This window comes from Streptococcus sp. 263_SSPC, from assembly GCF_001071995.1.
In the GTDB taxonomy this organism is placed as follows: domain Bacteria; phylum Bacillota; class Bacilli; order Lactobacillales; family Aerococcaceae; genus Granulicatella.
The window spans coordinates 118678-135988 of record NZ_JVNU01000025.1; the positions used below are offsets into that span (position 1 = coordinate 118678).

Sequence of the window (17311 nt, forward strand, 5' to 3'; positions counted from 1 at the left end):
GTTCTTCCTCCTTGTTCGTTCTCCTTAAATTACAATTCACTTTCGCCAGGGAATACGACTCTAAACGTTGTACCCTTGCCGACTTCACTCTTCACAGAGATTTTACCGCGGTGACTATCTACAAGCGACTTCACAATCGCAAGGCCAAGGCCGCTTTCTCCGTACTTCGTGCTCTTTCTTGAAACGTCTGCTTTATAGAAACGTTCCCAGATTTCTTTGATTTCTCTCTCGTCAATTCCGATACCTGTATCAGAAATTTCGACAATCGCTTTTTTACCTTCGTTCCACGCCTTCACTAGAATTTCCCCGTTGTCCGTAAATTGGTTCGCATTCTTTGTAATGTTCACCAAGATTTGGACAAAACGGTCATAGTCGGCATAAACGCTGAAGTCTGTATCGCATTCATAGCGCAAAGTATTATTTTTTACTTTCGCTAGTTCGCGAATTTGTTCTACAACGGTCTGGATGGCTCCAATCGCTGCAAAACGGTGTTGCACTAATACAATCTGGTTCGAACGAATCTTCTCGTAGTCGAGGTTTTCGTTAACGAGCCTGATCAATCGTTGTGTTTCACTAGAAATGAGTTCTAGCGAACGGCCACGACGAGACTCTGGCACCATATTGTATTTCAAGCCATCGAGCAATCCATTCATGGTTGTCAATGGTGTACGCATTTCGTGCGCCACGTCCATCATAAATTGGCGGCGGACATTTTCTTGTCGCTCAACCTCTCTTTCAGACTCGCGGAGCGAATGCGCCATGTTGTTAAAGTCTTTCATTAAGTCGTCAAACTCGTCTCGACTTTCGACAGGAAGTTTAACATCGAAGTCCCCTTCCGAAATCTTATGAGTCGCCTTACGCAACTTGTTGATTCGACGTGTTTGATAGTTTGCAAATACAAAACTCATCATAATTCCAATGATAATCGCAGCGCCAAACGCAATAAACATCGAATTACGAAGTTCGCGTACTTCGGTTTGAATACGACTCATCGGACTGGCTAAAGCCACGTATCCTTTATACTGTCCATTTTTAATAATGGGATAGTATACCGTGATTAAGTTATCTACGGCTTCTCCGGTAAAGTTCATTTGAACTTCCTTCAAGTTAATCGCAGCACCATTTTTTAAGTGATTTAATTCATCCTCCGTTAGTGCAGAATTTGTATCTAAACTACTAGACGGATAGGTCATCGCGTTGTTTTCATCAAACATCGCTATACTGACATTTTCCTCGCGTAAAATGGTACCCAACTTATAAATATCCGCATCACTCATATCAGTCGCAATTAATCCTTTAGCATACGACTGTAATTGCTGAGAACGCTGTGTATACACATTATTACTCATTACGTTGTAGAAAAGAATTCCACAGGCAGCAATCGTCAACAGCACAACGGATACGAACCCGAAGAGTTGCTGATAAAAGTATTTCATGGATTACAACTCGCTATCGTCAAATTTATATCCTACGCCCCAAACCGTATGAATTACGTGAGGACCAACAGCTTCGATTTTTTGTCGAAGTTTCTTGATGTGAGCGTCAACTGTACGTTCGTCACCATAGAATGGATCTTCCCAGATTTTCGTTAATAAGTGTTCACGAGTGAACACTTGGCGTTGATGTTTCGCCATAACCATTAATAAGTCAAATTCTTTTGGTGTTAAGTTTTCGATCTGTTTGCCATCGATAAATGCTTCGTGTGTTTTCGTATTGATTTTCACGTGATCTGTCTCAACATCGAATTCTGAAGCAAATGTGTTGTCTGCAACAGTAGCGCGTTGTGTACGACGTAATAATGCTTTAATACGAGCCATAATCGTTACGGCACTGAATGGTTTTGCAACGTAGTCGTCTGCACCAATCTCAAGACCGATAACTTGGTCACTTTCTGAATCGCGTGCTGTAAGCATTACGATTGGAACGTTTTGGTTCACTTGGCGGATTTGACGGCAAATTTGCATTCCGTCCATGCTTGGTAAGTTGACATCAAGAATGACAACGCCCCATTTGTTTTGGTTTTCTAAGAATGCATCAAGACCTTCTTTACCATCGTGGTAGAAGCTTGCCTTCCAACCTTCGTTTTCAAAAAACATTTCCATCATTTCGCAAACTGCTTCTGTATCTTCAATCATTAAGATATGCATGACATACACTCCTTTTTTATAGCTAAATTATAATTATTATAAGTTTTCTTCACAGATTGTACATCATTAATATGAAATCACACACCACAATTTGTGAAGAAAATGTGAATTTGTGTATTTAAAATGCGCTAATTCACTATTTTTTCTTTTTTGCACTGCCTCCCAAGCTGAAGCGCAAATGATTCAGTAGCGCCATTTGTGCGTCACTCCAGGGATTTCGGCGCGCACTTCCTTTATGATGGAAAGTTCGTGCCATCTCTGTTTGTTTATCCCTACTACTTTCTAATTCCTTATAAAAATCTCTAGCTGATTTACGCAGGGCTCCTTTTTGGAAAATGAGCCACTGTTCGGCCAAGTCGCTGGTGGCCACGGACACTTGAATGAGTCGCGTGTTCATTTCTGATACCGTACGCTCAATATAACTATCCGCCGTCTCCCCTTCAGACGTAAAAATCACCTTGACTTCGGCCTCTTCAAATGACTGAGTAATGCCCGGTACAAACTGCGCATCGAATACAATCCAGACTTCGATATTTTCGAACTTCTGAAAATTCGAGCAGCGTTGGATGAGTAAATCCCTCGCACTCTCTAAGTCGTCTTGCTTCTTCAATGCGACTAGCTCCGGCCAAGCACCAATCATATTATAGCCGTCCACAATGTACAGTTGCTTTTTCAATGTGCATCCCCCGTTTCCTATAACGAACGGTTACGGAAGACTTCGTACATCATTAAGGCACTCGCCACGCTCGCGTTCAGACTTTGGACATGTCCCACCATCGGAATCGTCACCATTTCATCCACGCTTTCCTTCACGATACGAGAGACACCTTTTCCTTCGTTCCCCATCACAATCGCAAGAGGGCCACTTGTATTCCATTTGCGGTAGTCCGTTCCATCCATGTCGGTCCCAAACACCCAAATGCCACGCGCCTTCAATTGTTCAATCGTCTGCGTTAAATTCGTCACGCGAACAACCGGCACATGCTCAATGGCACCCGTTGAAGCTTTGGCAACGGTCGCTGTCAATGAAGCCGATCTGCGTTTTGGAATAATAATGCCGTGAACGCCTGTTGCGTCTGCCGTACGTAAAATACTTCCTAAGTTATGTGGATCTTCCACCCCGTCTAAAATGACGATAAATGGATCTTCGCCTTTTTCTTCGGCCTTCTTAAAGACGTCTTCTAAGTCGGCATATTCGTAGGCTGCAATCGAAGCAACAAGTCCTTGGTGAACGGCATTGCCGACAAGGTCTTCAATCTTCGTCTTTGGAACGGTTTGAACTTGAATTCCTTTTTCACGTGCGAGTTCAATGACTTTTGCAGCATCTCGTCCAGAAGTTCCTTCTTGGATAAAGACGCGGTTCACACGGTCCGGCGTTTGCAAGGCTTCTACCACTGCATGACGACCAAACACGAAGTCCACCACTTCTTGTACTCCCTCACGTTCTACGTGTTCATGAGCGGGGCGTTGTCTCTTTTCAGTCCGCTCAGGACGCCCACGGTCTGAACGATTTCCGTTTCTTGATTTTTTCTTTGGTGCATATTCATTTCGTGCCATGTTACTGTTCACCTTCCACTTGTTGTAAGCACCAGTTGATGAGTTCTTCTAGTCTTGCTTGTTGGCCAGATAAGTATAAATAACCCATTAATGCTTCAAAACCAGTCGCAATACGGTACGTTCCTACGTCTGCATTTTTTGCCACCGTATGACTCTTACTATTGCGTCCTCGTTTGTAAATTTCTAATTCTTCTTCATTTAAGAAGTTTTCTTGTTCCAACATTTGTTGCATCAAGCGTGCTTGTGCCTTTGCCGAAACAAACTTCGTTGCGGTCGCATGTAATTGATTTGGCTTTGTTAACCCTTTTTGCATCACGTGATTTCTGACATACACTTCATAAATCCCGTCACCCATATAGGCTAAGGCCAAACCGTTTAGCAGCTTCCAGTTTTTTTCTGTCATGCTTCTCTTCTCCATCTTGTTCCTTGTGGAGTGTCTTCTAATACAATCCCTTGTTCTTTTAATAAATCACGAATCTCGTCACTGCGAGCAAAATTTTTCGCTTTACGCGCTTCAAGACGTTCATCGATTAACGCTTGAATAGCATCATCGAGCAGTGCTTCTTGTTTTTCAACGATACCGAAGATTCCAAATAGAACAGTTGCTTTTTCAAGGAGCGCTTCGAGTACTGCTTTTGAAACGACTTCTTGTTCTAAATACACATTCCATTCTTTCAACCATTGATATAACACCGTCATACCGTTTGCCGCATTAAAGTCATCATCCATTTCTTTTTGGAATTCCGCTTCAATTGCTTCGAATTTTGCTAAGCGTTCTGCATCTTCTGGCAAAGTATCCACGGCTGTTTCTAGACGGTAGCGTGCATTCTTGAAGGTTGTTTGTACTTTTTCAAGATTCACGGCTGCTTCTTGAAGAGCCGCTTCACTAAATTTCAATGGACGACGATAGTGCGCACTCGCTAAGAAGAAACGAAGTACTTGTGGGTCAAGTTGTTGGATTAAGTCGTGAACGAGCACGAAGTTTCCAAGTGATTTACTCATTTTCTCTTCGCCCATCGTTACAAACGCATTATGCATCCAGTAGTTTGCAAATTTCTTACCAGTTTTTGATTCACTTTGCGCGATTTCATTTTCGTGGTGAGGGAATGCTAAGTCTTGTCCACCACCGTGAATATCGATGGTATCGCCTAAGTGTTTTGTCGCCATTACAGAGCATTCAATATGCCATCCTGGGCGACCCTTGCCCCATGGAGAGTTCCAGCTAATTTCATTTGGTTTTGCGCTCTTCCATAATGCAAAGTCTAGCGGGTTGCGTTTCTTCGCATCATCTTCTGAGGCTGTACGATTACTTGCCCCGATTTGTAAGTCTTCGATGCGTTGATCGCTGAGTTCCCCATAGTCTTTGAATTTTTCAGTGATGAAATAAACATCGCCTTCTGATTCATATGCCATGCCTTTATCGACTAAGTCCGCTACAAAGGCAATAATGTCATCCATTGTATTCATTACTGTTGGGTTTAAAGTCGCCTTCTTCACGTTTAAGGCGTTTGTATCTTCAAAGAACGCTTCGATATATTTCTTTGAGACTTCTTCAGCCGTCATGCCAGTTTCGTTAGCCACGCGAATGATTTTATCATCCACATCTGTAAAGTTCGAAACGAAATTCACGTCATAACCGCGGTATTCAAAGTAACGACGAATCGTATCAAAGGAAACCGTACTACGTGCATTTCCGATATGAATATAGTTATAAACCGTTGGGCCGCACACATACATGCTCACTTTTCCTTCTTCAATCGGTTTAAATACTTCTTTTTGTCTTGTTAAGGTATTGTAGATTTGAATCATAAGTTCCCTCCGATAGTCGTATCTCTTTCAATTTCTTCTGGTGTATGGACGCGCACCACTCGTGCCGGCAGTCCAACCGCTGTGGTATGAGCAGGAATGTCGTCTAACACAACTGCCGCCGCTCCAATTTTGGCATATTCTCCAACCGTCACAGGTCCAATCACTTGCGAATGTGCCGATAAAAGCACACCATTTTCGATGGTTGGATGGCGCTTGCCAGTATCTTTCCCGGTTCCGCCTAAGGTCACCGCATGGAACATTTTGACATCGTCACCGATAATCGTTGTCTCTCCAATGACGATTCCCATGCCATGGTCGATAAAGAATCGTCTTCCAATCGTTGCGCCTGGATGAATCTCAATGCCCGTTAGAAATCTGCTAAAACCAGCGACCATCCGTGCAAGGAGTCTCATTTTTGCCTTTGTATGCAACCAATGCGCCACCCGGTGTAAGACCGTTGCGTGATATCCTGGGTACGTCAAGACGATTTCCAAGCTGCTTCTTGCCGCCGGATCATTTCTCTTATAAGTATCCATATCTTCTCTAAAACGTCCCATTCCTTCACTTCCTTTGCATTGTCTTTCCCCTCATTATAGCACAGTTTAAAGCACACAAAAAGCTGAAAAGCCGGGCGCTGAGCCTAGCCTTTCAGCTTTCTAGCAAAACTATTTTAAGTCTAAAGTAACTTCTACTGTTTGTAATGGTACATCGTAGAATGGATCTTCACGACGTCCTAAGAAGTCTTTTGCTTGTTGCGGGAAGAGTGCGTACATTAACACATCTTCGTCAGATTTAGCGTATTCTTTAATCTCTTCGCGAATTTCTGGTAATTGATCTTCGATTAAGTCAGCTGGACGAACTGTCACAACTTCTGCATCTCCGATAATTTTTGCTTTCACTTCAGGATTAATTTCTGCTGGAGCTTGTCCATATAATCCTAAAACGTAGTCTTTGATTTCTTTTGGAACAAGTTTGAAACGTTCGCCTGAAATCACGTTCATTACCGCTTGTGTACCAACCATTTGTGATAATGGCGTTACAAGTGGTGGGTACCCTAAGTCCGCACGTACTTTTGGCACTTCTGCTAATACTTCTTCGTATTTGTCAGCTAAGCCTTGTTCAGTTAATTGACTTAATAGGTTTGATAACATTCCACCAGGTACTTGGTAAATTAATGTTTTTGGTTCTGTATCTTTTACTTTAGGGTTTAAGATTCCTTCTGCACGGAATTTATCACGAATGCCGTTGAAGTAAGCTGTTGCTTCTTCCACTTTCTTCATGTCAACGCCTGTTTCGAAGCCTAAATCTTTAAGTGCTAAAGCCATAGATTCAGTTGCAGGTTGACTTGTACCACCAGAGAATGATGATAAGCAAGTGTCGATGATGTCTGCGCCTGCTTCAGCTACTTTTAAGTAAGTCATTTCAGAAATACCACTTGTAGCGTGAGTGTGAACTTCTAAAGGAAGATCAGTTTTTTCTTTAATACGGCTTACTAATTCGTAACCTGTTTGAGGTGTTAATACCCCAGCCATGTCTTTAATACAGATTGAGTCTGCACCGAATTCTGCCATGCGTCCTACTAAATCAACGTAGTAGTCTACAGTGTGAACTGGACTTGTTGTGTAAGAAATTGCTGTTTGGCAGTGTCCGCCTGCTAATTTAGTTGCTTCGATTGATGTCTTCATGTTACGAACATCGTTTAAAGCATCGAATACACGAATAATGTCGATTCCGTTTTGTACAGATTTTTCTACGAATAAACGTACCACATCATCAGCATAGTTACGGTATCCTAATAGGTTTTGTCCACGTAATAACATTTGCAATTTTGTATCTTTAACTGCTTCGCGAATTTGACGTAGACGTTCCCATGGGTCTTCATTCAAGAAACGAATACAAGAGTCAAAAGTTGCTCCTCCCCATACTTCTAACGCATGGAAGCCAGCTTGGTCTAATGTTTCCAAGATTGGTAACATATCTTCAGTTGACATACGAGTCGCGATTTGACTTTGTTGTCCGTCACGCAAAACCGTTTCAGTTAAACGGATAATTTTGCTCATAATATCTTCCTTTCTTAAGGTCTTTCGATGGATGTGTATGCTGCAACAATGCGAGCGATATGCTCTTGCATCTCAGGAACTGTATGCTTTCTAGAACGGGCGCACACTTTTGCGTCCTCATTGCAGATAAAACAACGTCTTGGAGTCATTCCAAGAGCTGTTCTGGAAATTGGCGTAGGTGTATCTCCAGCCATTTCAACAACATCGATATCGAGTAATCTCCCGAGTGGGTGTCCTTCTTCAAATTCCGTGCAAGCGCGCTTAACACGAAGTGCGTCTGCGCGAAGGACTCGGTAAAATTCCATACCTGTCTGAGGCGAGAAATCTTCTTGGTGAAGTTTCTCAAAAGACTGTAAAGCCTCATCTAATTCAGAAATCACAGAGGCGAAGACGGTTGTAATCGCCTCTGAATTTTTTACAGGACCTGGAATATTGAGTGTAATAGACACCAATACACACGGATTAAATTGTTCTAATAATTGTTGTTGGATATGAGCACGTCTTTCTCTGGCATCAAGCATTTGTATGATATCCACAGGTGCTCCGTCAAACAAGGAATTAAACATTGCGAACAACGTCGATGATGCTTCCATCACGGTATTCGATAACCGCAACCACTTTATCACCATATTGGATTGGTTCTGGGTTTCCAACGATGCTATATGCTTTTTCTTGTAATTCTTTGATTGTGTATTGAGGTACATCTAAACCTTTGAAGTGTTCAATTAAGTCTTGACGGTTAGGGTTGATTGCAATACCGATTTCAGTAACAACCACGTCCACACTTGTACCCGGAGTAATCACAGTATTTACTGATTCTACGAATGTAGGGATGCGTCCACGTACTAATGGGCTGATAACCATTGACATTTTTGAAGCAAAGGCTGTATCACAGTGACCACCTGAAGCTCCACGGATAACACCGTCAGAACCTGTCATTACGTTTACGTTGAAGTCTGTATCTACTTCTAAAGCAGAAAGGATTGCAACGTCTAAACGGTTAATTACTGAACCTTTAGATAATGGGTTTGCGTACATGCTTGCGTCGATTTCATAGTGGTTTGCGTTGTTTGCAAGTGAAATTGCTGATGGGTGGTCGAAGTCTTGAACGTCGATGACTTTCTCAACTAAACCTTCCTCTAACAATTCGCACATTGAGTTTGTAATACCACCAAGTACAAAGCTTGCTTTGATGCCGTCTTTAATCATTGATTCACGGATGAAACGAGTTGCAGCAAGAGAAGCTCCACCTGTACCAGTTTGGAAAGAGAATCCTTCTTTGTAATATGGAGAACCAGTGATTACTTTAGAAGCGTATTCTGCGATTAATAATTCTTTAGGGTTCTTCGTGAAACGAGTTGCCCCTTTGGCAATCCCTTTAGGATCCCCGATTTCATCTACAACAACCACATAGTCCACATCTGTTTGTGGAATGCTGATTGGAGTGTTTGGATAAGGTACAAGGCTGTCAGTAATGGCAACTACTTGGTCAGCGTATTTAGCGTCGATCATTGCGTATCCTAAAGAACCGCAAGTTGCTTTTCCTTTTGTACCGTTGATGTTACCGTACTCGTCAGAACTTGGAGCTCCGATGAAGGCAACGTCGATGTGGATGTCTCCTGCAGTAATTGCACGAGCACGTCCACCGTGTGAACGAATCACAACTGGGTTTTCCATGATACCGCTAGAGATTGCTGCCCCTAATTTATCACGTAAACCAGATGAAGTGATGTTTGTAATGACACCATTTTTGATGTGTTCGATTAATGGTTCGTGTACGTTCGCGATTGAAGATGGAGCGATTGATAGGTTTTTAATCCCCATTTTTGCAATTTCATCCATAACCATGTTGATTACATAGTCTCCTTCACGGAAGTGGTGGTGGAATGAGATTGTCATGCCATCTTTTAAGCCAGTTTTTTCAATAGCTTCACGAATGCTACCTAATAATTTTTCTTGACGAGGTTCAACAGGTTTGATTTTACGGCTAGCTGCTTCATAAGGTTTAATGCGAGCTAACTCACCTTCGTATACCCCATATTGATCTGCATATTCTTGTGGAATTTCACGTCCAGCTTTATTTAATACCATCTTAAATTTCCTCCTCGCTAATCAATCCAGCCGCTTTTGCCAATGCGATTACGCGCTCAGCACGTTCCACGATTGGTTTATCGACCATTTTACCGTTAACTGAGATAACACCTGAACCTTTAGCTTCAGCTTCACGAATTCCCCAAATAACTTCTTTAGCGTTTTGAATTTCTTTTTCTGTTGGTGCATAAACTTTATTAACCACAGGAATTTGACGAGGATTAATAACAGATTTTCCATCGAAACCTAATTGTTTGATGCGTTCTACTTCTTCACGGAATCCATCCATGTTGTCTACGTTAGAGTAAACAGTATCGATTGCAGCGATTCCTGCAGCACGAGCAGCGTGTAAAATCATGCTACGAGCGAAGAATAACTCTTGTCCATCAGGGTAACGACGAGTTTTCATGTTTGTTACGTAGTCTTCAGCCCCTAAAGCGATACCGATTAAACGGTCACTTGCTTTAGCGATTTCGCGAGCGTTTAACACACCTTCAGCAGATTCAATCGCAGCCATCATTTTAGTGCGACCTACTGGGATGTTGTTTTCACGTTCAACACGAGTGATGATTTCATCCACGTCTACGATATCTTGAGCTGTTTCAGTTTTTGGTAAACGAACAACGTTTACGCCAGCTAGTACAACTGCTTCAATATCTAAAGCACCTGTTGTATCTAAACCGTTGATACGTACAACTGTTTCTACATTGCTGTAGTCAAAAGTTTTTAAAGCGAAATGTACTAATACACGAGCTGAGTCTTTCTCTTTTAAAGAAACAGCATCTTCTAAGTCAAACATAATTGAGTCTGCGCCGTAAAGTGGAGCATCACGCAACATTGCTGCGTTTGAACCAGGTACGAACATCATTGTTCTTCTTAAGCGTTCCATGAGTCGATCTCCTTCCAGTCGTAGTTTTCAACTTCTGCTGCACGGTGAACAACTGTCACTGTACGAGCTTGAATTGTGCAATCTAAAGCCCCTTTATCAACTGCGATGACTTCTGCTGAAGTAACCCCTAGTTCTTTTAAAGTTTCTTCGATCACACGACGGATTTGATTTCCGAATTGTTTTTCGACACTACTTTCTAATTGAATGTCGATTCGACCAGCGGTACTTGGATTTAAAGTGATCATGATGTCACTTGATTCCAAAGTGCCGACTACTGCACTTTTTTTAATTTCCATTATTGTTTCCACCTTTTCTTTTGGATTTTAACCAATGAAATGTTTTTCTTCTAAATAATGATACGTAGTTGCTGGAACGAGTAGTTTCAACTCGTCTACGTTTTTGTCTTGAATGGCAGCGCGCACCCGCGTCGCACTCACCACTTCGTCCCTGGCAGAAAGTCTGTCTATAATCACTAGCTCTAAGTCGCTCCCAAAAGCAGCTCTTAGCGCGTCATTATAAACGGAGGTTACTGGGGAAAGTGGTTCTTGACCCACAAAACGTTTGGTCAATTGTAACGTTGGAACAATGTTTTCTAAGAAGAGTGTTGCATCCAATGTTGCTTGAACTTTTGCCACTTCCAAATCCGCCTTCTCTTTCAAGAAGTACGATGGGAAAGTCGCACTTGAGACCATGTAGTCTCTCGTTGGAAGCACCGTTACGTTCGGCAGATGACTCACGCCTCGTTTCACCATTTCCATGCGGTCGTTCGTATGAAAGAACGAACGATCCTCGGAAACAACGAATACGTAGAGGTGACTCGACTGACTTGCAGCCGTTTCTACCAAGTATTGATGTCCCAGTGTAAAAGGATTCGCGTTCATGACAATGGCACTATTGCTACTTCCTTCTACGAAATGTTCTTTTAGTAATTTTAAGTAATCACTAAAAGATGGGATGCCTTGTTCTAAAAAGGCAAGGTTTTCTGTTTCAGCAACTACCCGGTAACCTAGAGATTTAAAGAAGACAATGTTCTTTGGTTTCGTGTAGACAAAACTATTTGTATAAGAACGTTCTCTTAATTCATCTAAGAGCGCCATCACGAGATGCGTCAACAGATTTTCTGATTGATACTTTTTACAAACCACTAAACATTTTAAAATGTTTCGGTCTAAAGAACCGGTTGCTGCAGGTTCACCAGAAGTATGGTAAATCGCAATTGTATAATCAACCTGCTCTGTTTTGCCAAGGTTAGCTTGATCCATTAACCATTCCCAATCTTGGCGTGCTTTTTTATCGCGATCGAGCCATAACCGTTTGAGAATGAAATTTTCCATGGAACGGCCTCCTTATTTTGGCGGGAATGCTTTTAATAAAAGAGCAGAAACGGCATATAGAATTCCTAATACTAGGAAAACTCCACCCATCCCTAAAGCCATTAATTCGAAAGCTTGTGTTAAATGTTCTGCGTTGAAAGTCATCGTTTTCCTCCTTTTCCTTCTATATTATTACATGAAGAATGATAATAATAATCCACCAGCAATAACAGAAGCGATTTGTCCAGAAACGTTAGCTCCAACAGCGTACATTAAGATGAAGTTTTGAGGATCTTCGTCTGTCGCCATTTTTTGGATAACACGACTTGACATTGGGAATGCAGAGATACCTGCAGCTCCGATCATTGGGTTGATCTTTTCTCTACGGAATAAGTTCAAGATCTTAGCAAACACAACACCACCGATTGAGTCCATGATGAAGGCTACTAAACCGAACAAGATGATCATTAATGTTTGAACATTTAAGAATAATTCAGCTTGCATTTTAACTGAGATTGTAATCCCTAATAGAATAGAAACAATGTTTACTAATTCGTTTTGAGCCGCTTGAGATAAGTTATCTAAAACGCCACATTCACGTAATAAGTTACCAAACATTAAGAAACCAACAAGTGGTAATGAAATTGGAGCAATGAAACCTGCCACAATTGTGATAATGATTGGGAACAAGATTTTAGTTAATTTAGATACGCCTGAAGCGTGGTATGTCATACGAATACGACGTTCTGCTTTTGTTGTAACCATCTTGATAGCGATTGGTTGGATAATCGGAACAAGAGCCATGTATGAGTAGGCCGCAACCGTAATCGCTCCAAGTAATTGAGGGGCTAATTGGTTCGCAACGAAGATTGATGTAGGACCGTCAGCCGCACCGATGATACCGATTGAAGCTGCTTCACGAATGTCAAATCCGAATAATACAGCTACAACGACTACGAAGAAAATACCGAATTGAGCTGCCGCACCGAATAATAACATGAATGGGTTTTGTAATAATGGACCGAAGTCGATCATCGCACCGATACCGATGAAGATTAATAATGGGAATAATTCAGTTTCGATACCGATTTCGAATAAGATTTGTAGGACCCCGTGTTGTTGTTGTCCACCTACGATTTGGTCTAGAACCCCAGTCCCAGGGAAGTTTACTAGGATTGTACCTAATCCCATTGGTACTAATAATGTTGGTTCGTACTCTTTTTTAATCCCTAAGTACATTAATAGGGCACCGATAGCCATCATGATACCTTGGCCCAAAGTAAATGACGTTAGATTTTGAACTAATGTTTCCACTGTTTCACTCCTTGAATGTTATTAAAATTAGTTAATTGTGATTAAAGCGTCTCCTGGGTTAACCACTTGACCTTCTTTAACGTGAATTCCTGCTACAACCCCTGCTTTAGCTGCAACGATTTCGTTTTCCATTTTCATTGCTTCTAAAATCATTAATGGTTGGTTTTCAGTAACTGTGTCCCCTACGTTTACTAAAATACGTAAGATGTTACCAGGCATTGGAGATGGCATTGCGTCTGCGCCAGCTGGTGTTGCTGCTACAGGAGCTGCTGGTGCTGGAGCTGCTTCTACTGCTGGGGAAGCTGGTGCTGCAGGAGCTGCAACTGGTGCTACAGGAGCGGGTGTCGCAACTGCACCGATTTCTTCCATTTCTACTTGGTACTCTTGACCGTCTACTTTGATTTTGAATTTACGTAACATATCGTAACATTCCTCCTAAAATAAATTATGATTTGCGTTTTTTGTAGATTTCTTTAACAGCCCATTGACTGTCACTTGATTCACCTGCAGCAATCGCTGAGGCAATAACCGAGATAATCTTGGTTTCTGGGTTGCGTTTAAGGACGCGTTTGACCACAAATTGGCTTTCTGGATAATCTGAGGCCGCAATCGCCGCTGCAATGATTGAGACGTGCTTAGCTTCTTCTGCTTCTACCGGTACAAAAGCTTCTAATTTTTCCCATTCAGATTCTGGTTGTGCAGACTTTGTCGATGCGTGTTCCGTTGCTTCAGAGTTCTTCTTGCCAAATAATCGTTGGAGAATTCCCATTCCTTCACTCCCTTCCCAACATAATCTACATGCAATTATTATACAGAAAACGGCGTCATACCTAAACTAGAAACAGGGTTTTTCCCTGTTCTTTTGGTGTTTTATTATAAATAGGATATAAATGTTATGCTCAATTTGTCACATCAAACTGTTCTTTTATTGTTTTTCGATATGAAAACACTATCTTTTTTATTAAATATTATTTAAGATATCGCTATAAGTAAACGAATTCATTCTACCCAATGAGTTCGTGGAGCTCCCATTCAGGTTTTAGCGACTGAACGGTTCTCCAACTAAAAAAACAAATTTTTTAATAAAGAAAGGAAGATATGATGGTTATCACAATTGCAGCTTATATTATGATGGCAATTTTCATGTACGTTATCATGAAGAAAAAAATGTCACCATTTACAGCTTTAGTATTAATTCCATTAGTTTTCGCAATTATTTTAGTTGCTACAGGTCAAGTCCAAGACGCTAACATCGGTACATTAGTTCGCCAAGGGTTATTCGGTAATAACTCAAAAGATAAATTAACAGCGATGAAAGGAACTGCTGAAACAGGGGTTATGCTTCTATTCGCAATCCTTTACTTCTCTACAATGTTAGACGCTGGATTATTCGATCCAATCACTAACAAAATGATTCGCTTCGCTAAAGGCGATCCAATGAAAGTATTGATGGCTACTGCTATCGTTGCTGCTGCCGTATCACTAAACGGTGACGGAACTACAACTACATTAATCTGCTGCTCAGCTTTCGTGCCAATTTACAAAAAATTAGACATGAAATTAATGAACTTAGGGGTTCTTGTTATCTTACAAAACACTATCATGAACTTATTACCATGGGGCGGACCTACTGCTCGTGCGATGTCAGTTCTTGGTGTAGAAGCAGATATCCTAGGTTACTTAGCACCAGGTATGATTCTTTCAGTACTTTACGTAATCTTCTTTGTTGCTCGCTCAATGGGTAAAAAAGAACGTGCTCGTTTAGGTATCCAAGAATTATCTGAAGAAGAATTAAACGAATTGACTACAATTTCTGATCCTGAAGTATTAGAAAAACGTCGTCCTCAAAACTTCTTAATCAACGCTATCTTAACAATCGTATTAATCGGTTGGTTAGTTGCTGGTTCATTCATCGATGCAATCGAAGTTAAACCAGTTGTATTATTCTTAGTTGGTACAGGTTTAGCCTTAATGATCAACTACCCAGACTTAAAAGCTCAATCTAAACGTATTGGGGACAACGCTGGTGACGCAGTACAAGTAGTATTACTAGTATTCGGTGCCGGAGTATTCATGGGATTATTCCAAGGAACTGGAATGGCAACAGCTTTAACACAAAGTATCGTTCAAGTTATCCCTCAACAATTAGCAGGATTCTGGTCATTAATCATCGCGATTATTTCAGTACCTGGTACATTCTTCTTAACAAACGACGGATTCTACTACGGAGTATTAATTCCATTCGCTGAAATCGGACGTCAATATGGATTCACTGATATGCAAATGGCATTAGCTTCATTAATGGGTCAAGCATTCCACTTATTAAGCCCATTAGTAGCGTTCATCTACTTACTATTACGTCTAACAGGATTAGACATGGGTGAATGGCAAAAAGAATCAGCTAAATACGCAGCTGTTATCTTCGTAATCTTCGTTGTAACAATCGTATTAATGGGTCACATGCCATTATACTTACCACAATAATGTAACCATTGAATTTGTGAAAAAGACTTGTTCAGGCCTAGCCTAACAAGTCTTTTTTTGTGCATTTTACCATTTTATCGTTTATACTATCTCTAATGTTTACAATAATTTCCAGGAGGCTACTATGTCAGCGATTATCCAAGCGGTAAAGAAAAATTTAGATATTACCCAAAACAAACCTCTTAAAATTTCGCTCTACGAAGCTTTTCGTAAAACGATTATCTTAGGAGAAATCCCTGCAGGTACCCGTATTAACGAGAAAGAATTCTCGACTGAGTTAAACATCAGCCGTACTCCCATTCGCTACGCTCTTAACGAGTTAACGAAAGAGCACCTAGTAGAGCACATCCCTAAGATTGGTGTCATCGTAAAAGGAATTTCCATTAAAGATGCCCATGAAATTTACGAAATTAGAAAATCACTCGACACATTGGCAACAATTAATGCGATGAAACTCATGACGAAAGAAGACTTCAAAGAGTTGAACGGTATCCTTGAAGAATGCGAACGTCTCAACAACGAAGACAAAGTCGACGAAGTACTTGCGAACTTCACAACTTTCAATGATTTCATCTACGAAAAATGCCAAATGACACGTCTAAAAGAAATCGTATTTGAGCTACGTACATACGTCATCTACTTCCGCGACTTATCGATTCGTTCTTCAGAGCGCCGTACAAAAGCACTCGAAGAACACAAACTCATCTATCGCGGCATGCTCAATAACGACGTGGAACAAATCACACTGATTACACACGAGCACTTAGATCGCTCATTACAATTTATTTTGAAACAAATGGAGAAATTACACATTGATTAATCCTGAGTTTTTAGCAAAAGTGGCTAAAGACGCCCTTCTACAAGAAGTAAATCTCGCGCCAAAACCCGGCTTAGTGGACCCTATTTCTGTCGGCGCTCATAAGGACATGACAAAGGACACCTTCTATCAAAGCATCGAAGCGCTCCGTCCTTATTTACTGGCCTACGCCGAAGCAGGAAGCCGCCACAACGGCAGTCCACTCGACTTATTCAACGAACTTCGCACCCTTGGAAAACAAGCAGAAGATGCGATGATGGCCGCTACTAACAATATCAATACCCATAAAGGCGCCAACTTCTCCTTTGCGCTCGTCTTAGGGGCTACCGCTCATACGAATGGCAACATTCCAGAAGCCTTGCACTACTGCCACCTAATGACACGCCACCTCATCGAAGTGGACTTTGCCAACCTCGACCAAAAAGAACACCTCTCTTATGGTGAAAAACTCTACGTCGAACATGGCATCACAGGCATTCGAGGCGAAGCAGCAACAGGTTACCCAAGCCTTGCAAAAGCACTCGACTATTACAATACACTAGACAAATACACTCAACGTCACCGCGACTTACTCCTTCTTCTGTATTTAATGACCTTTGTCGAAGACGGAAACCTTATTCACCGCGGCGGAATTGATGCGTATAAACAAGTGCAACATGAAGCACAACAATTATTTGAAGAAGCCCAAACCCTTACAGAAACTGAACTAACAACCCGTCTCGAGAACTACGACAACGTCCTTATCGAGCGTAACCTCAGCCCTGGAGGCAGCGCAGACCTACTCTCGCTCACCTTCTTCTGTCATAAAATACAACAAAACGGATGAACCC

General features: G+C 41.5%; 20 protein-coding genes. 3 read left to right on the plus strand and 17 right to left on the minus strand.

Features of this window, described 5'->3' with window-relative positions:
* Positions 1-29 precede the first annotated feature (29 nt).
* From ADH02_RS03130 to ADH02_RS03210, 17 genes are all read right to left on the minus strand, one after another.
* A complete protein-coding gene (locus ADH02_RS03130; RefSeq protein ID WP_048782533.1) occupies positions 30-1436 on the minus strand; it encodes a sensor histidine kinase in 1407 nt (468 codons plus the stop codon).
* Positions 1437-1439: 3 nt separating this feature from the next.
* Positions 1440-2147, minus strand: coding sequence for a response regulator transcription factor (locus tag ADH02_RS03135; RefSeq protein ID WP_048709883.1), 708 nt, complete (start codon positions 2145-2147; stop codon positions 1440-1442).
* A gap of 136 nt (positions 2148-2283) precedes the next feature.
* Positions 2284-2823, minus strand: coding sequence for an NYN domain-containing protein (locus tag ADH02_RS03140; RefSeq protein WP_048782535.1), 540 nt, complete (start codon positions 2821-2823; stop codon positions 2284-2286).
* Positions 2824-2840: 17 nt separating this feature from the next.
* The gene (gene rlmB / locus ADH02_RS03145) at positions 2841-3704 is read right to left on the minus strand and encodes a 23S rRNA (guanosine(2251)-2'-O)-methyltransferase RlmB (RefSeq protein WP_048782537.1); all 864 of its coding nucleotides are present in this window, start codon (positions 3702-3704) and stop codon (positions 2841-2843) included.
* 1 nt (position 3705) lies between these two features.
* A complete protein-coding gene (locus ADH02_RS03150; protein WP_005607838.1) occupies positions 3706-4107 on the minus strand; it encodes a Mini-ribonuclease 3 in 402 nt (133 codons plus the stop codon).
* On the minus strand, positions 4104-5513 hold the full coding sequence (cysS, locus tag ADH02_RS03155; RefSeq protein ID WP_048782539.1) for a cysteine--tRNA ligase: 1410 nt from the start codon (positions 5511-5513) through the stop codon (positions 4104-4106). The genes ADH02_RS03150 and cysS overlap by 4 nt, the downstream gene beginning before the upstream one ends.
* Positions 5510-6070, minus strand: coding sequence for a serine O-acetyltransferase EpsC (gene epsC / locus ADH02_RS03160; protein ID WP_048782541.1), 561 nt, complete (start codon positions 6068-6070; stop codon positions 5510-5512). Before epsC ends, cysS begins: the two co-directional genes overlap by 4 nt.
* A 108-nt stretch (positions 6071-6178) precedes the next feature.
* Positions 6179-7573, minus strand: a complete 1395-nt coding sequence (locus ADH02_RS03165) for an oxaloacetate decarboxylase subunit alpha (RefSeq protein WP_048782543.1) — start codon at positions 7571-7573, stop codon at positions 6179-6181.
* A 14-nt stretch (positions 7574-7587) separates the two neighbouring features.
* Positions 7588-8109 carry a citrate lyase holo-[acyl-carrier protein] synthase gene (gene citX, locus ADH02_RS03170; RefSeq protein WP_160312859.1) on the minus strand — a complete coding sequence of 174 codons (522 nt, stop codon included), beginning with the start codon at positions 8107-8109 and terminating at the stop codon, positions 7588-7590.
* A gap of 22 nt (positions 8110-8131) precedes the next feature.
* Positions 8132-9664, minus strand: a complete 1533-nt coding sequence (gene citF, locus ADH02_RS03175; RefSeq protein WP_048782546.1) for a citrate lyase subunit alpha — start codon at positions 9662-9664, stop codon at positions 8132-8134.
* A gap of 1 nt (position 9665) precedes the next feature.
* Positions 9666-10553: a citrate (pro-3S)-lyase subunit beta gene (gene citE, locus ADH02_RS03180; protein WP_048709859.1), complete on the minus strand. Its 888-nt coding sequence runs from the start codon at positions 10551-10553 to the stop codon at positions 9666-9668.
* Complete coding sequence (citD, locus tag ADH02_RS03185; protein WP_048709855.1) at positions 10541-10849, minus strand: citrate lyase acyl carrier protein; 309 nt, start codon at positions 10847-10849, stop codon at positions 10541-10543. Before citD ends, citE begins: the two co-directional genes overlap by 13 nt.
* A 27-nt stretch (positions 10850-10876) precedes the next feature.
* Entirely contained in the window at positions 10877-11887 is a 1011-nt protein-coding gene (citC, locus tag ADH02_RS03190; protein ID WP_048782548.1) for a [citrate (pro-3S)-lyase] ligase, read from the minus strand.
* Positions 11888-11899: 12 nt separating this feature from the next.
* Positions 11900-12031, minus strand: a complete 132-nt coding sequence (locus ADH02_RS09700; RefSeq protein ID WP_048709848.1) for an OadG-related small transporter subunit — start codon at positions 12029-12031, stop codon at positions 11900-11902.
* Between the two features lie 27 nt (positions 12032-12058).
* The gene (locus tag ADH02_RS03200; RefSeq protein WP_414717658.1) at positions 12059-13129 is read right to left on the minus strand and encodes a sodium ion-translocating decarboxylase subunit beta; all 1071 of its coding nucleotides are present in this window, start codon (positions 13127-13129) and stop codon (positions 12059-12061) included.
* A 78-nt stretch (positions 13130-13207) separates the two neighbouring features.
* Positions 13208-13600 carry an acetyl-CoA carboxylase biotin carboxyl carrier protein subunit gene (locus tag ADH02_RS03205; protein ID WP_048782553.1) on the minus strand — a complete coding sequence of 131 codons (393 nt, stop codon included), beginning with the start codon at positions 13598-13600 and terminating at the stop codon, positions 13208-13210.
* A 25-nt stretch (positions 13601-13625) separates the two neighbouring features.
* The gene (locus ADH02_RS03210; RefSeq protein ID WP_048782555.1) at positions 13626-13949 is read right to left on the minus strand and encodes a hypothetical protein; all 324 of its coding nucleotides are present in this window, start codon (positions 13947-13949) and stop codon (positions 13626-13628) included.
* Between the two features lie 332 nt (positions 13950-14281).
* Here ADH02_RS03210 and ADH02_RS03215 point away from each other — a divergent pair, with 332 nt between their 5' ends.
* The 3 genes from ADH02_RS03215 to citG all read left to right on the plus strand — a co-directional run bounded on the left by ADH02_RS03215 (position 14282) and on the right by citG (position 17307).
* Complete coding sequence (locus ADH02_RS03215; RefSeq protein WP_048782557.1) at positions 14282-15664, plus strand: CitMHS family transporter; 1383 nt, start codon at positions 14282-14284, stop codon at positions 15662-15664.
* Between the two features lie 124 nt (positions 15665-15788).
* The gene (locus tag ADH02_RS03220; protein WP_048782558.1) at positions 15789-16484 is read left to right on the plus strand and encodes a GntR family transcriptional regulator; all 696 of its coding nucleotides are present in this window, start codon (positions 15789-15791) and stop codon (positions 16482-16484) included.
* Positions 16477-17307: a triphosphoribosyl-dephospho-CoA synthase CitG gene (citG, locus tag ADH02_RS03225; RefSeq protein ID WP_048782561.1), complete on the plus strand. Its 831-nt coding sequence runs from the start codon at positions 16477-16479 to the stop codon at positions 17305-17307. Before ADH02_RS03220 ends, citG begins: the two co-directional genes overlap by 8 nt.
* The last annotated feature ends 4 nt before the right edge of the window (positions 17308-17311 follow it).

What these genes read in the sequence shown, in the direction of transcription:
- ADH02_RS03215 (WP_048782557.1), top strand. Translation starts at nt 14,282, where the DNA reads ATGGTTATCACAATTGCAGCTTATATTATGATGGCAATTTTCATGTAC.
- ADH02_RS03205 (WP_048782553.1), bottom strand. Translation starts at nt 13,600, where the DNA reads ATGTTACGTAAATTCAAAATCAAAGTAGACGGTCAAGAGTACCAAGTA.
- ADH02_RS03150 (WP_005607838.1), bottom strand. Translation starts at nt 4,107, where the DNA reads ATGACAGAAAAAAACTGGAAGCTGCTAAACGGTTTGGCCTTAGCCTAT.
- ADH02_RS03165 (WP_048782543.1), bottom strand. Translation starts at nt 7,573, where the DNA reads ATGAGCAAAATTATCCGTTTAACTGAAACGGTTTTGCGTGACGGACAA.
- citD (WP_048709855.1), bottom strand. Translation starts at nt 10,849, where the DNA reads ATGGAAATTAAAAAAAGTGCAGTAGTCGGCACTTTGGAATCAAGTGAC.
- rlmB (WP_048782537.1), bottom strand. Translation starts at nt 3,704, where the DNA reads ATGGCACGAAATGAATATGCACCAAAGAAAAAATCAAGAAACGGAAAT.
- citE (WP_048709859.1), bottom strand. Translation starts at nt 10,553, where the DNA reads ATGGAACGCTTAAGAAGAACAATGATGTTCGTACCTGGTTCAAACGCA.
- ADH02_RS03200 (WP_414717658.1), bottom strand. Translation starts at nt 13,129, where the DNA reads ATGATGGCTATCGGTGCCCTATTAATGTACTTAGGGATTAAAAAAGAG.
- ADH02_RS03130 (WP_048782533.1), bottom strand. Translation starts at nt 1,436, where the DNA reads ATGAAATACTTTTATCAGCAACTCTTCGGGTTCGTATCCGTTGTGCTG.
- ADH02_RS03210 (WP_048782555.1), bottom strand. Translation starts at nt 13,949, where the DNA reads ATGGGAATTCTCCAACGATTATTTGGCAAGAAGAACTCTGAAGCAACG.
- ADH02_RS09700 (WP_048709848.1), bottom strand. Translation starts at nt 12,031, where the DNA reads ATGACTTTCAACGCAGAACATTTAACACAAGCTTTCGAATTAATGGCT.
- cysS (WP_048782539.1), bottom strand. Translation starts at nt 5,513, where the DNA reads ATGATTCAAATCTACAATACCTTAACAAGACAAAAAGAAGTATTTAAA.
- ADH02_RS03135 (WP_048709883.1), bottom strand. Translation starts at nt 2,147, where the DNA reads ATGCATATCTTAATGATTGAAGATACAGAAGCAGTTTGCGAAATGATG.
- epsC (WP_048782541.1), bottom strand. Translation starts at nt 6,070, where the DNA reads ATGGGACGTTTTAGAGAAGATATGGATACTTATAAGAGAAATGATCCG.
- citC (WP_048782548.1), bottom strand. Translation starts at nt 11,887, where the DNA reads ATGGAAAATTTCATTCTCAAACGGTTATGGCTCGATCGCGATAAAAAA.
- ADH02_RS03220 (WP_048782558.1), top strand. Translation starts at nt 15,789, where the DNA reads ATGTCAGCGATTATCCAAGCGGTAAAGAAAAATTTAGATATTACCCAA.
- citF (WP_048782546.1), bottom strand. Translation starts at nt 9,664, where the DNA reads ATGGTATTAAATAAAGCTGGACGTGAAATTCCACAAGAATATGCAGAT.